Consider the following 12,770-nt stretch of genomic DNA (forward strand, 5'->3'; position numbering starts at 1 on the left):
CCCCCCGCGCGGGGGCAGAGCCGCGCGCCCGTCACGCCTCTTCTCCGACAGGAGCCCACGCCATGGCCATCGAGGTCCGTATCCCGACCATCCTCCGCACCTACACCGACGGAGCCAAGGCCGTCGAGGGCAACGGTGACACCATCGCAGCGCTGCTCACCGACCTCGAAACCCGCCACACGGGCATCCGCGAGCGCATCATCGACGGCGACAACGGCGACCAGCTGCGCCGTTTCGTGAACGTCTACCTCAACGACGAGGACGTCCGCTTCCTCGACGGCGTCTCCACCAAGCTCTCGGACGGCGACAGCATCACCATCCTCCCCGCCGTCGCCGGCGGCGCGCCCCGGACGCCGATGCCCGACATGCCCGCGCTCTGATGCGGTACGACTCCCCGCTCGCGGTCGTCGGCGACACCCCCCTCGTACGGCTGCCGCGGCTGTCCCCGTCGGACGACGTCCGGATCTGGGCCAAGCTGGAGGACCGCAACCCGACCGGCTCCATCAAGGACCGCCCGGCCCTGCGGATGGTCGAGGAGGCCGAGAAGGACGGCCGGCTCACCCCCGGCTGCACCATCCTGGAGCCGACCAGCGGCAACACCGGTATCTCGCTCGCGATGGCCGCGAAGCTCAAGGGCTACAAGATCATCTGCGTGATGCCGGAGAACACCTCGCAGGAGCGGCGCGAACTGCTCGCCATGTGGGGCGCCGAGATCATCCCCTCACCGGCCGCGGGCGGCTCCAACACCGCCGTACGCGTCGCCAAGGAACTGGCCGCCGAGAACCCGACCTGGGTGATGCTCTACCAGTACGGCAATCCGGACAACGCGGGCGCCCACTACGCCACCACCGGGCCGGAGATCCTCGCCGACCTGCCGTCAGTCACCCACTTCGTGGCCGGACTCGGCACCACCGGCACGCTCATGGGCGTCGGCCGCTATCTGCGCGAGCAGAAGCCCGACGTCAAGATCGTCGCGGCCGAACCGCGCTACGACGACCTGGTCTACGGTCTGCGCAACCTCGACGAGGGCTTCGTCCCCGAGCTGTACGACGAGTCCGTCCTCTCCACCCGTTTCTCCGTCGGCTCCGCCGACGCCGTCACCCGCACCCGCCAACTCCTCCAGCAGGAAGGCATCTTCGCGGGAGTCTCCACCGGCGCCGCCCTGCACGCGGCCATCGGCATCGGCAAGAAGGCCGTCGCCGCGGGCGAGAGCGCCGACATCGTCTTCGTCGTCGCCGACGGAGGCTGGAAGTACCTCTCCACCGGCGTCTACACGGCGGCCACGGACGAAGAGGCGATCGAGACGCTTCAGGGCCAGCTCTGGGCCTGAGCCCCACGGCCGTCCGGCAACAGTGGTGCAACAGTCCTCGTACGGGGGCTGTCGCACCACGTTGCCGACGGTGACGATCGGTGTCGATCCACGCGCACCGACACAAACGGGGGGCAGAGATGGACGACCGCTGGAGGGGTACGGGGGGTCCGGAAGGCCCCGGTCCCGGGAACGCCACCGGCCCCGCCGACAGTCCCGCCAACACCCCGGGCCACGGCGCCGGATACGACCCCGGCTACGGTCCCGGCCCGGGACATGACCCCGGCCCCGACCGCGGCTTCGGTTCCGGCCCGGGATACGACCCCGGCCCCGGTTACGGTTCCGGCCCGGGATACGGTCCCGGCCCGGGCCATGGGCCGCCCGGCTTCGGTCCCGGCCCCGGTTATGGTTCCGGCCCGGGATACGGGCCGCCCGGCTTCGGTCCCGGACATGACCCCGGCCCGGGACATGACCCCGGCCCCGGACATGACCCCGGCTACGGTTCCGGTCCGGAATACGACCCCGGCCCCGGCTACGGTTCCGGCCCGGGCCATGGGCCGCCCGGCTACCGCCCGCCCGCTTACGGCCCACCGGGTTTCGGCCCGCCCCAGCCGTACGCACCACCGGTACCCGCCGGTCGCGCGGCCCGTCGGCACTCGGGCCTCTACGTCACCTCCGGCATCCTGCTGACCCTCTTCGCCTGCGTCCTCGTCGGCTGGATCGTCGACGCCGCGATCAACGTGAGCGTCGACGCGGACACGCTCCTCGAAAGCCTCGTCATGAACGAGCCGGGCCGCCCGCTGCTCGTACTCACCGCCCACGAATGGGCCCTCGCCGGGGCCCTGCTCGTCGTCGGCGTCGCCGCGCTCGCCCGGCGCGCCCTCGCCCGAGGCGCCGCGCTGCTCCTCGCGTTCCTGCTGCTCGGCGTCGGCGCCCGCCAGATCAGCGGCCTCACCCAGGCCGAGTACCGCGAGGCCGTCTTCGACGGCGGGCGCGGCACGCTGATCGTCGTCACCCATCTGTTCGCCTTCCTCGTCGGCGCCGTCGTGCTCGCCCTGATGCTGGTCGCGCGCGAACGCGACGTACCCCGCGAGCCAGCGACCGTCGGCCGGCGCGCGGCGGGCGTCCTGCTGATCCTCGTCGGCGCGGTGCAGGGATTCTGGTACGCCCGCAATCTGCGGGAGTTCCACGAGGCCGTCGCGCCCGGCGGCGGGCGGAGCGCCTTCTCCGAGTGGTGGCACGAACTGCTCAACATCAACGCCCGTGGCGGGTTCGGGACTTCGGCAGGCTTCACCTACTACAACACCGCGCTGATCGCGGCGTTCCTGATCGTCGGCGTACTGCTGCTGTGCGACGTCCCGGCCGCGCGCGGCGCGGCCCTCGCGCTGCTGGGCATCGCCGTCTACATCCAGCTGCGCGACCTCGCGGGCGTCCAGTACGACCGGCTCTCCGACTACTACCGGGACGCCACCGTCGGCTGGAGCCTGACCAGCTCCTTCGCGGCCGGCGCCGCGATGCTCGTCGCCATCGCCCTGATACGCCGCGTGCCACGCCCGTACGTCCCACCGCGGTACCCGACGGCACCGCTGCCCTAGGGCTCCGCGCGGGCGTCAGGCGGGGGCGTCGTCAGCGCGCCAGATGCCGGACCTGGCGCCACAGCCCCGGATCCGCGGTGCCGACCCGGCGCCGGAACGCCCGCGAATCGACCCTGCGCAACTCGTCCGTCTCCAGGTAGCTCCGCCGTCCCTCCGTGTCGCCCACCACATCCGGCGGCAGCGGAATCACGCCGGGGCGCTCCTCATGGAACTTACTGGTGATCTTCGCGACCAGCACCGTCCGGCCCCGTACCGAGAGCACCAGACAGGGCCGGTCCTTCTCCCCGCTCCCGTCCTCGTACGGCACCATCGCCCACCAGATCTCGCCCGGCTTCGGCCCCCGGCCGCCCGCACGCGTCCCCGGCCCCGTCCCGGCGCGACCGCCCGGCGGCCCGCCGTCCGTACGGCCCGGCGGCCGTGAGCGCCGCGAGCGCCCTCGCGGCGGCCGGGGACCGCGGCCCCGCCCGTCGACGACCGTGGCGACCATCGCCAGCACCACCACGACGACCAGAGCCACCCACCAGGACGTGTCCATGCCCCAGACCGTACCGCCGCCGCCCCGCACGGGCACCGTGCGATCCCGCGCCCGCCGCCCGGCGGCGAGGTCCGCCCGAACCGGTGACAGAGCAGGTGAGTTCCCCCACAACAGGCCGGTGTGGAGGAGCGACCAGGCCTTTAGCGCCTTACGCTCGACAGACCGAACGACCCCCGTCGCCCCCCTTCCCCGCACGGAGGTTCACGCTCCATGAAGCTCACCGTCGTCGGCTGCTCGGGCTCCTTCCCCTCCGTGGGATCGGCCTGCTCCAGCTACCTCGTAGAGGCCGACGGCTTCCGGCTGCTCCTCGACATGGGCAACGGTGCCCTCGGCGAGTTGCAGCGTCACAGCGGTCTCTACGACCTCGACGCCATCTTCCTCAGCCATCTGCACGCCGACCACTGCATCGACATGTGCGGCTACTTCGTCGTCCGCTACTACCGCCACGACGGCGGACGCTGCGACACCATCCCCGTCTACGGCCCCGACGGCACCGAACAGCGCCTGACCACCGCGCACGCGGACACCCCGACGGACAAGTCCATGAGCGAGGTCTTCGACTTCCACACGCTCAAGCCGGGCTCCTTCGAGATCGGGCCCTTCTCGGTCCGTACGGAGAAGGTCGCCCACCCCGTCGACACCTTCGGCATCCGCGTCGAGCACAACGGCAGATCGCTCACCTACTCCGGCGACACCGGCGTCAGCGAGGCCCTGGTCGAGCTGGCCCACGAGACGGATCTGTTCCTCTGCGAAGCCGCGTTCACCCACGGCAAGGAGGACATCCCGGGCCTCCACCTCAACGGCCGTGAGGCCGGCGAGCACGCGGCCCGCGCACGCGCGCGCAGACTCGTCCTCACCCACATCCCGCCGTGGACCGACGCGGAGCGGAACCTGACCGACGCGCGGTCGGAGTACGCCGGACCGGTCGAACTGGCAACGCCGGGCGCGGTGTACGAGATCTGAGCCCCCACGCGTCGACGCCGGCGCCCGAACATGACGGTGCCCCCGGCCGGGAAGGGCCGGGGGCACCGTCCTGTCCGTGGTGCGGCGGTGGCTACTTGGCCTCGGCCTTCTGGAGTTCGGCCAGTTCCTCGTCGCTCTCCCGGCCCGGCGTCGGCAGGTTGAACTTGACGATGGCGAAGCGGAAGACCACGTAGTAGACGGCCGCGAAACAGAGTCCGACCAGCGCCAGCCCCCACGGGTTGGTCGCGATCCCCAGGTTGAGGAAGAAGTCGACCGCGCCGGCCGAGAAGCCGAAGCCGTCCTTCATGCCCAGCCCCCAGGTCAGCGCCATGGAGACACCGGTCAGCACGGCGTGGATCGCGTACAGCACCGGGGCGATGAACATGAAGGTGAACTCGATCGGCTCGGTCACACCGGTGACGAACGCGGTGAGTGCCAGCGAGAACATCATGCCGCCGACGACCTTGCGCCGCTCGGGACGTGCGCAGTGGTAGATCGCGAGACAGGCGGCGGGCAGCGCGAACATCATGATCGGGAAGAAGCCGGTCATGAACTGTCCGGCCGTCGGGTCACCGGCGAGGAAGCGCGCGATGTCGCCGTTCTTGCCCTCGAACGAACCGGCCTGGAACCACGGGAAAGAGTTGAGGAGGTGGTGCATGCCGATCGGGATCAGCGCGCGGTTCGCGACACCGAAGATGCCGGCGCCGGCGGCGCCCGAGCCGACCAGCCACTCACCGAAGTTGTGCAGACCGGCGCCGAGGACGGGCCAGATGAGACCGAAGACGATGCCGATGAGCAGACCCGCGAAGGCGGAGAGGATCGGGACGAGACGACGGCCGCCGAAGAAGCCCGCCCAGTCGGGCAGCTTCGTCCGGTAGAACTTCTGGTAGAGCAGGGCGACCACGATGCCCATCACGACACCGCCGAGGACGCCCGCGTTCACGGGGGCGTCCGACATGACTATCTTGCCGTCGGCGACGCTCGCGACCTGCGGCAGGTTCTTGTCCGTGAAAGTGGCGAGGACCTTCTGGAAGACCAGATAACCGGTGACGGCCGCGAGCGCGGTCGAGCCGTCCGACTTCTTCGCGAAGCCGATGGCTATGCCCACGGCGAAGAGCAGCGGCATGTTGTCGAGGATCGCGCCGCCGCCGGCGGCCATGTAACCGGCGATCTTGGTGATGAAGGTGGGGAACGAATCGCGCCCGAGCATGTCGGGGTTGCCGAGGCGCACCAGAAGGGCACCGGCGGGCAGCACGGCGACCGGCAGCATGAGGCTGCGGCCGATGCGCTGCATGACGGACATCACGCCGGAGCCCTTTTTGTTCGCCGCGGGGGCGGCGCTGGCCGTGGACATCAACTTCCTCCAGAGGACAGGGCACCGCCGTGAACAGGGAAGACGGGGAGTGGCGGCGACCCGGGGAAAACACGGCGCGCGGCCATGTGGTCTACACCTATGAGTGGTGTAGACCAGTTGTAGCATGGTGAGGGTTGAATAAGGAACCTTCGTAATCTTTCGATCTGGACTCGGCGCTTCCTGATGTCGGAGCGTCGCGGAGGGTGTCCGGCGGGCACGCGAAAGCACCCCGAAAGGACGCCGGAAGAAGCCCGGAAGAGGCCCGGAAGGACCTCGAAAGGACCCCCGGACCGGGGGTGGTCCGGGGGTCCTCGCGGGAGTGGTCCCGGGGAGCGCCGCGCGGGCCGGCCGGCGGGAGCGCTCACCTGCGGTGGTCACGCCCCGGTGGTCACCCCTCCACGCTCACCGCGCCGCGCTCACCTCTCCGCGCTCACTTCTCCGTGTTCTCCTTCTCCACTTCCTTCTCCAGCTCCACCGGCTCCCGCCCAGGAGTCGGGATGTCGAACCTCGTGATCGTGAACCGGAAGATCATGTAGTAGACGACCGCGAAACAGAGCCCGATCGGAATGATCAGCCAAGGCTTCGTGTCCAGATGCCAGTTGACGACGTAGTCGATCAGGCCCGCCGAGAAGCTGAAGCCCGCGTGCACCCCGAGCGCCCACGTGATCGCCAGCGACGCACCCGTCAGCAGCGCGTGCAGCCCGTACAGCAGCGGCGCCGCGAACATGAACGAGAACTCCAGAGGCTCCGTCACACCGGTCACGAACGACGTCAGGGCGACCGAGAACATCAGCCCCGTCACCTGCTTCCGCCGCTCCGGGCGCGCGCAGTGCGCGATCGCCAGCGCGGCGGCCGGCAGACCGAACATCATGATCGGGAAGAAGCCCGACATGAACTGCCCCGCCGTCGGGTCCTGGGCGAAGAACCGTGTCAGGTCGCCGCGTACGACCGTCCCGTCCTTCGTGGTGAACTCGCCCGCCTGGAACCAGAAGAAGGTGTTCAGGAACTGATGCATACCGATCGGGATCAACAGCCGGTTCGCGACGCCGAAGATGCCCGCGCCCCACGCGCCCAGATCGATCAGCGACTTCGCGAACGACGTCAGCCCGTCACCCACCGGCTGCCACAGCAGCCCGAACGCCACCCCGAGGATCACCCCCAGGAACGCCATCAGGATCGGCACCAGCCGGCGGCCGTTGAAGAAGCCGAGCCAGTCCACCAGTCTCGTACGGTGAAAACGCTGCCAGACCACGGCGGTCAGCAGACCGATCAGGATGCCGCCGAGCACACCCGGATTCTGCGGGGTGCCCTCCGGCAGGTCGTCGGTCACCGTGCCGTCGGCGGGGAACGCCACGAGCACGTTGTGGTAGACGATGAAGCCGACGACGGCGGCGAGCGCGGTCGACCCGTCCGCCTTCTTGGCGAAGCCGATCGCCACCCCGATACAGAAGAGCAGCGGCAGACCGAAGCTCCCGTCCAGGATGGCGTTGCCGCCCTGGAGGAAGACCGCGGTCGTCCTGTCCCAGAAGTCGCCGTGCAGATACGCGTCGAAGAGATTGCCCAGGCTGACCAGCAGACCCGCCGCGGGGAGGACCGCCACGGGGAGTTGGAGGCTGCGCCCCACTTTCTGAAGGCCCTGGAACAGGCCGTTCCACCAACGTCGCCGGGGCGCGGGGGGCACCGCTGACGCGTCGGCACCCGTCGAACTCATCTGCGTCCTCCCGTGGCACAGTGGTGTAGACCAGCTGCGATACGCTCCCGGGGCCCGGCCCCGGACGGCGTACCACTGGTGACCGTTATCTTTCGGGATGGGCCGGTTACCCGCCCGTGAAGATGGGCCAACTGTGCGTTAACGTGAAAAATCGGACCCAGGGTGTGCGCCCGCGGTGAACACCCACGGTGAACCGGGACACCACCCCTTGGACAGCAGGGAGCAGGACATGGCCAGCAAGGCTGAGAAGATCGTCGCCGGCCTCGGCGGAATCGAGAACATCGAAGAGGTCGAAGGCTGCATCACCCGCCTCCGTACCGAGGTCGTGGACCCGTCCAAGGTCGACGAGATCGCGCTGAAGGCCGCGGGCGCCCACGGGGTCGTCAAGATGGGCACCGCGATTCAGGTCGTGATCGGCACGGACGCCGACCCGATCGCCGCGGACATCGAAGACATGATGTGAACGCCCGCGCTCGCTGAACGCCGCGCCCGAGGGGCCGATCCGGACAACCCCTGTACGTACAAGGGAGAACCGGAACGAGCCCCTCACCCATGTCCCGTTAGGCTCACACCCATGTCTCGAATCGACGGCCGCACCCCCGAACAGCTCCGACCCGTCACCATCGAACGCGGATGGAGCAAGCACGCCGAAGGATCCGTACTCGTCTCCTTCGGCGACACCAAGGTCTTCTGCACCGCCTCCGTCACCGAAGGCGTCCCGCGCTGGCGCAAAGGCAGCGGCGAAGGCTGGGTCACCGCCGAATACTCGATGCTGCCCCGCTCCACCAACACCCGGGGCGACCGCGAAGCCGTACGCGGCAAGATCGGCGGGCGCACCCACGAGATCTCCCGCCTCATCGGCCGCTCACTGCGCGCGGTCATCGACTTCAAGGCGCTCGGCGAGAACACGATCGTCCTCGACTGCGACGTCCTCCAGGCCGACGGCGGCACCCGCACCGCCGCCATCACCGGCGCGTACGTCGCCCTCGCCGACGCCGTCGAATGGGCCAGGGCCAAGAAGATCGTCAAGGCCGGCCGGGTGCCCCTGACGGGGACCGTCTCCGCGATCAGCGTCGGCATCGTCGGCGGCACGCCCCTGCTCGACCTCTGCTACGAGGAGGACGTACGCGCCGACACCGACATGAACGTCGTGTGCACCGGCGACGGCCGCTTCGTCGAAGTACAGGGCACCGCCGAGGCCGAACCCTTCGACCGCAAGGAACTCGGCGCCCTCCTCGACCTCGCGACCAGCGGCTGCGCGGACCTCGCCACCCTCCAGACCGCGGTGCTCGAAGAGGCCCTCGACAGGTAAAGAGGCAACCAAGTACGCCGGTCCCGCGTCGTTACTGTCGCGACTCAAGGGCGTACGGACTTGCCCGTACGCCCTTCCGCACCAAGGGAGGGAACCGACCCATGGCCTCGCGCCGACGCACCGCGGCGACCATAGCCGCCGTCCTGTTCACGCTCACCGGGGTGGCCGGCTGCGGCGCGCTCGACAAGGCACTGGACTGCGTCCAGACCGCCGACGCCATAGCCACCAGCGTGGACAAGCTCCAGCAGGCGATCTCCACCGCGGCGGACGACCCGACGCAGGCCGAAGAGGCCCTGAACGACATCGACACCGAGCTCGACAAGCTCCAGGACACGACGGACAACGCGGACCTCAGCCAGGCCGTCGAGGACCTCACCACCGGTGTCGGCACCGTCCGCGAGTCCATCGAGAACGGTGACGCCAGCCCCGACCTCAGCCCCGTGACGGACGCGGCCACCGAGATCGGGAAGGTCTGCACCCCGTAACGGGCCACCCGCCCGTGGGCGGATAATCGACGCATGACGCGCCTGATCCTCGCCACCCGCAACGCCGGGAAAATCACCGAACTCAGGGCCATCCTCGCCGACGCCGGTCTCACGCACGACCTCGTCGGCGCGGATGCCTACCCCGACATCCCGGACGTCAAGGAGACCGGCGTCACCTTCGCCGAGAACGCCCTGCTCAAGGCGCACGCCCTGGCCCGCGCGACCGGCCACCCGGCCGTCGCCGACGACTCCGGCCTCTGCGTCGACGTCCTCGGCGGCGCCCCCGGCATCTTCTCCGCCCGCTGGTCCGGCACCCACGGCGACGACCGCGCCAACCTGGACCTGCTGCTGGCCCAGCTCTCCGACATCACGCCCCCGCACCGAACGGCCTACTTCGCCTGCGCGGCGGCCCTCGCCCTCCCCGACGGCACGGAACGGGTGGCCGAGGGCCAACTCCCCGGCACCCTGCGCCACACCCCCTCGGGCACGGGAGGCTTCGGCTACGACCCGATCCTCCAACCGGAGGGCGACACCCGCACATGCGCGGAACTGACCCCGTCGGAGAAGAACGCGATCAGCCACCGCGGCAAGGCATTCCGCGCCCTGGTACCGGCGGTACGGGAGCTGCTGGGCTGAGCGCCACGCCGAAGGGCCGCCCCCGGGGGCGGCCCTCAGCACGCGGTGCGGCCGGTGGGACTCGAACCCACACGGGATTTAACCCACTGGGACCTAAACCCAGCTCGTCTCACCAGTTCCGACACGGCCGCGCGGCGCCAATCATGCTACCGGAGGCCTGCCGAACCGGCTCCGTACTCAAGGGGCGCCCGGGCGGCCGTCCCCGCGGCGACTGCGGCGACCGCGGCACCAGGTGTCTGTGAGGGCGTGGCAATTCGGGCAGAGATAGCGCAGGTTCTCCGGGCGGTTGTCGAGCCGGTCGCCGCTGATGTGGTCGATGGGAAGAGTGATCGGCTCACCGAGCCACTCGCCGGTGTTGCCGCACCTGGCGCACGCGTAGGGGACGCCGATCTCCTGGAGCGCCCGATGCAGGCGCGCGCGATTCACGCGGGGCGAGCCTTCTGGAAGGACCACGAGAACGGCCGGGGTGGCGGGCCTTGGCCGGGGCACTCGTACGGTTCCCCAGGGGCGTCGTCGGAAATGACCTGTGTCGAGGCCGAGTTGGGCGGTGATCCGTCGCACGCGCCGACGGTTGGTCTCGTTGACAGCGAGGCCGAGCACGCGCATGACGTCCGCGTAACTCACCGACGCCGACACCGCCGCACGCAACGCCTTCTCGTCGATGGCGAGCCGTCTGTTCCGGAAGTGGCCGATGTCCACGGCGTGCTCGCGCAGCATCCTTGCCAGGACGGCACGTGAGCGGCTGTCGTCGGGGACGCCGAGGAGGCGGGCGGTGTCCCGCACACTTGTCGCCGCCGACGCCGCGACCGTGAGCTCTTCCGCCGTGAACGGCAGATCGATCTGTTCGCGGTTCATTCCGGGAAAGTGACTGATGTCGATACCGGCCGCCGCTATTCGTCGCGCTATGTGGGAGAGCGTGCCTGTGGCGGGTGCGGCGCCGAGTCTGGTGACCACCTCACGTAGCGTCGTCGATTCGGCCGCCGCCTCGGCGATCGCTTCGTCGGGATACTTCCGCCACGGGCTGCGCTGCTGGAAGTGACCGGTGTCGAGACCCAGTTCGTCGACCCTCGCCTGTAGGACGCGGCGTTGGCCACCACTCATGGTGAGCCCCAACCGACGCGTCAGATCGGACCAGTTCACCGACTGCGCGACCGCCGAGGCCAACCTGTCGGCGTCGTACGTCTCCCCCATCCGTACCCCTCCCCACCCTCCGTGTCCGCCCGCCCGTTCGCGGTCTCGTACGGAGTAACGAACCGGTAATCGGATGGTCACGACCGGAATGTGGGCGCCTGGCGGCAGGTGCGGGTCAGGTCGTCCGGACCGAGGCCTGGGACAGGGCCTGTTCCAGGACCAGTTCCGCCGCCTCCTCCTTCGTGCCCACCGACGGTGGCGAGCCCTCCAGCGGGAGGCCCGCCGTCTCCTCCATGCTCGCCACCGCCGCGATGCCGATCAGGGCCGCGAACATCGCGTAGTACGCGGGCATCAGGTTGTCGCCCGTGAGGCTGATCAGGCCCGTGATGACGAACGGGGTCGTGCCGCCGAAGAGCGACGCGGAGAGGTTGTAGCCCACCGACAGGGAGCCGTAGCGGACGTTCGTGGGGAAGAGCGCCGGCAGCGCCGCCGACATGGTGCCGAGGAGGCAGACCAGTGAGAGCCCCAGCATCGCCATCCCGGTGATGATCGCGAGGTAGCCGCCCTGCTGGATCAGGAGGAACGCCGGGAGCGAGAGGGCGAAGAAGCCGAGCATGCCGGTCATCAGGAGCGGCTTGCGGCCGAAGTGGTCGCTCAGGCGCCCCACTTGGCTGATGATCCCCATCAGGGCCACCATCACGCCCAGCAGGATCAGCAGCCCGTGCGTGTCGCTGTAGTGGAGCTGGTCGGAGAGATACGTCGGCATGTAGGACAGCAGCATGTAGTCCGTGACGTTGTACGCCCCGACGAGGCAGACGCACAGGATCAGTCTCGGCCAGTGGCCGCGGAAGATCCTGCCGAGGTCGGAGGCCGTGCTCGTCTCGACCAGATCGGCGCCCTCGGTCGCCTGTGCCGTGTCCTGCTCCATCCTCGTGAACGCCGGGGTCTCGTCCAGTCTCATCCGCAGATAGAGGCCGATGAGCCCGAGCGGCGCGGCGACGAGGAACGGTACCCGCCAGCCCCACGCCTGCATCCCGCCGGAGCCGAGCACGGCGGTGAGCGCGGTGACGAGCCCCGCCGCGCCCACGTAGCCGGCGAGCGTGCCGAATTCCAGGAAGCTGCCGAAGAAGCCACGCCGCTTGTCGGGGGCGTACTCGGCGATGAAGGTGGACGCGCCCCCGTACTCGCCGCCGGTGGAGAAACCCTGGACCAGCCGGAAGAGGATCAGCAGCACGGGGGACCAGAAACCGATCGCCGCGTACGAGGGGATCAGCCCGATCGTGCCGGTGCCGATCGCCATCATGATCATGGTCATGGCCAGGACCTTCTTGCGGCCGATGCGGTCACCCAAAGGGCCGAAGAACATGCCGCCGAGTGGCCGTACGAGGAAGGCCACCGCGAAGGTCGCGAAGGAGGAGAGCAGTTCGACCGTGGCGTTGCCGGAGGGGAAGAAGACATGGCCGATGGTGACGGCCAGATAGCTGTAGATGCCGAAGTCGAACCACTCCATGGCATTGCCGAGCGCGGCGGCCTTCACCGCCCGTTGCACCGCCGCCTCGTCGGTGACGGTGATGTCCGACCTGCGCAGCGGGGGGTTCTTACGGCGCTGGAGCGCGCGGAAGAGCGCGCGGTGGCGCCGCACCGCCGGGGAGTCGGCAGCCTGGTCGCGCTCGGGTGCCGTCATGGGCCGGTTTCCTTTCCTCGGGGACGTCAGTCCTCAGGGAAAGCCTCCGCGCCGC

Annotated in this window: 13 protein-coding genes and 1 tRNA gene; 8 read left to right on the plus strand and 6 right to left on the minus strand. The window is 69.6% G+C overall.

Annotated features, from left to right (window positions below; all coding sequences use genetic code 11):
* The first annotated feature begins 62 nt into the window (after nucleotides 1-62).
* The 3 genes from ACFWU9_RS08705 (at nucleotide 63) to ACFWU9_RS08715 (ending at nucleotide 2,904) form a co-directional block, all read left to right on the plus strand.
* Nucleotides 63-380 (plus strand): MoaD/ThiS family protein, encoded by a 318-nt coding sequence (locus ACFWU9_RS08705; RefSeq protein WP_384315736.1) that lies wholly within the window; start codon nucleotides 63-65, stop codon nucleotides 378-380.
* Nucleotides 380-1,330 carry a PLP-dependent cysteine synthase family protein gene (locus tag ACFWU9_RS08710; protein WP_384315738.1) on the plus strand — a complete coding sequence of 317 codons (951 nt, stop codon included), beginning with the start codon at nucleotides 380-382 and terminating at the stop codon, nucleotides 1,328-1,330. Before ACFWU9_RS08705 ends, ACFWU9_RS08710 begins: the two co-directional genes overlap by 1 nt.
* A gap of 119 nt (nucleotides 1,331-1,449) precedes the next feature.
* Nucleotides 1,450-2,904 carry a hypothetical protein gene (locus ACFWU9_RS08715; RefSeq protein WP_384315739.1) on the plus strand — a complete coding sequence of 485 codons (1,455 nt, stop codon included), beginning with the start codon at nucleotides 1,450-1,452 and terminating at the stop codon, nucleotides 2,902-2,904.
* Nucleotides 2,905-2,935: 31 nt separating this feature from the next.
* On the opposite strand, the gene ACFWU9_RS08720 is transcribed toward ACFWU9_RS08715, so the two are convergent.
* Complete coding sequence (locus tag ACFWU9_RS08720; protein WP_384315741.1) at nucleotides 2,936-3,439, minus strand: type II toxin-antitoxin system PemK/MazF family toxin; 504 nt, start codon at nucleotides 3,437-3,439, stop codon at nucleotides 2,936-2,938.
* A gap of 210 nt (nucleotides 3,440-3,649) precedes the next feature.
* Between ACFWU9_RS08720 and ACFWU9_RS08725 the strand changes: the two genes are divergently transcribed.
* Nucleotides 3,650-4,402 (plus strand): MBL fold metallo-hydrolase, encoded by a 753-nt coding sequence (locus ACFWU9_RS08725; protein WP_384315743.1) that lies wholly within the window; start codon nucleotides 3,650-3,652, stop codon nucleotides 4,400-4,402.
* 91 nt (nucleotides 4,403-4,493) lie between these two features.
* On the opposite strand, the gene ACFWU9_RS08730 is transcribed toward ACFWU9_RS08725, so the two are convergent.
* A complete protein-coding gene (locus ACFWU9_RS08730) occupies nucleotides 4,494-5,756 on the minus strand; it encodes a PTS transporter subunit EIIC (RefSeq protein WP_384315745.1) in 1,263 nt (420 codons plus the stop codon).
* Nucleotides 5,757-6,186: 430 nt separating this feature from the next.
* Complete coding sequence (locus tag ACFWU9_RS08735) at nucleotides 6,187-7,467, minus strand: PTS transporter subunit EIIC (RefSeq protein ID WP_384315746.1); 1,281 nt, start codon at nucleotides 7,465-7,467, stop codon at nucleotides 6,187-6,189.
* 229 nt (nucleotides 7,468-7,696) lie between these two features.
* Between ACFWU9_RS08735 and ACFWU9_RS08740 the strand changes: the two genes are divergently transcribed.
* The 4 genes from ACFWU9_RS08740 (at nucleotide 7,697) to rdgB (ending at nucleotide 9,900) form a co-directional block, all read left to right on the plus strand.
* The gene (locus ACFWU9_RS08740) at nucleotides 7,697-7,930 is read left to right on the plus strand and encodes a glucose PTS transporter subunit EIIB (protein WP_384315748.1); all 234 of its coding nucleotides are present in this window, start codon (nucleotides 7,697-7,699) and stop codon (nucleotides 7,928-7,930) included.
* Between the two features lie 111 nt (nucleotides 7,931-8,041).
* Nucleotides 8,042-8,779 (plus strand): ribonuclease PH, encoded by a 738-nt coding sequence (gene rph / locus ACFWU9_RS08745; protein ID WP_384315750.1) that lies wholly within the window; start codon nucleotides 8,042-8,044, stop codon nucleotides 8,777-8,779.
* Between the two features lie 101 nt (nucleotides 8,780-8,880).
* Nucleotides 8,881-9,264, plus strand: coding sequence for a hypothetical protein (locus ACFWU9_RS08750; RefSeq protein ID WP_384315752.1), 384 nt, complete (start codon nucleotides 8,881-8,883; stop codon nucleotides 9,262-9,264).
* 33 nt (nucleotides 9,265-9,297) lie between these two features.
* Nucleotides 9,298-9,900, plus strand: coding sequence for an RdgB/HAM1 family non-canonical purine NTP pyrophosphatase (gene rdgB, locus ACFWU9_RS08755; protein ID WP_384315754.1), 603 nt, complete (start codon nucleotides 9,298-9,300; stop codon nucleotides 9,898-9,900).
* A gap of 46 nt (nucleotides 9,901-9,946) precedes the next feature.
* Here the strand turns inward: rdgB and ACFWU9_RS08760 are convergent.
* The 3 genes from ACFWU9_RS08760 to proP form a co-directional block, all read right to left on the minus strand.
* A tRNA-Leu gene (locus ACFWU9_RS08760) sits at nucleotides 9,947-10,031 on the minus strand.
* 46 nt (nucleotides 10,032-10,077) lie between these two features.
* Entirely contained in the window at nucleotides 10,078-11,091 is a 1,014-nt protein-coding gene (locus ACFWU9_RS08765; RefSeq protein ID WP_384315756.1) for an HNH endonuclease, read from the minus strand.
* A gap of 115 nt (nucleotides 11,092-11,206) precedes the next feature.
* Complete coding sequence (proP, locus tag ACFWU9_RS08770) at nucleotides 11,207-12,715, minus strand: glycine betaine/L-proline transporter ProP (RefSeq protein WP_384315758.1); 1,509 nt, start codon at nucleotides 12,713-12,715, stop codon at nucleotides 11,207-11,209.
* Nucleotides 12,716-12,770 lie beyond the last annotated feature (55 nt).

The sequence above is a fragment of the Streptomyces sp. NPDC058653 genome (assembly GCF_042716895.1).
Classification (GTDB): Bacteria; Actinomycetota; Actinomycetes; order Streptomycetales; family Streptomycetaceae; genus Streptomyces.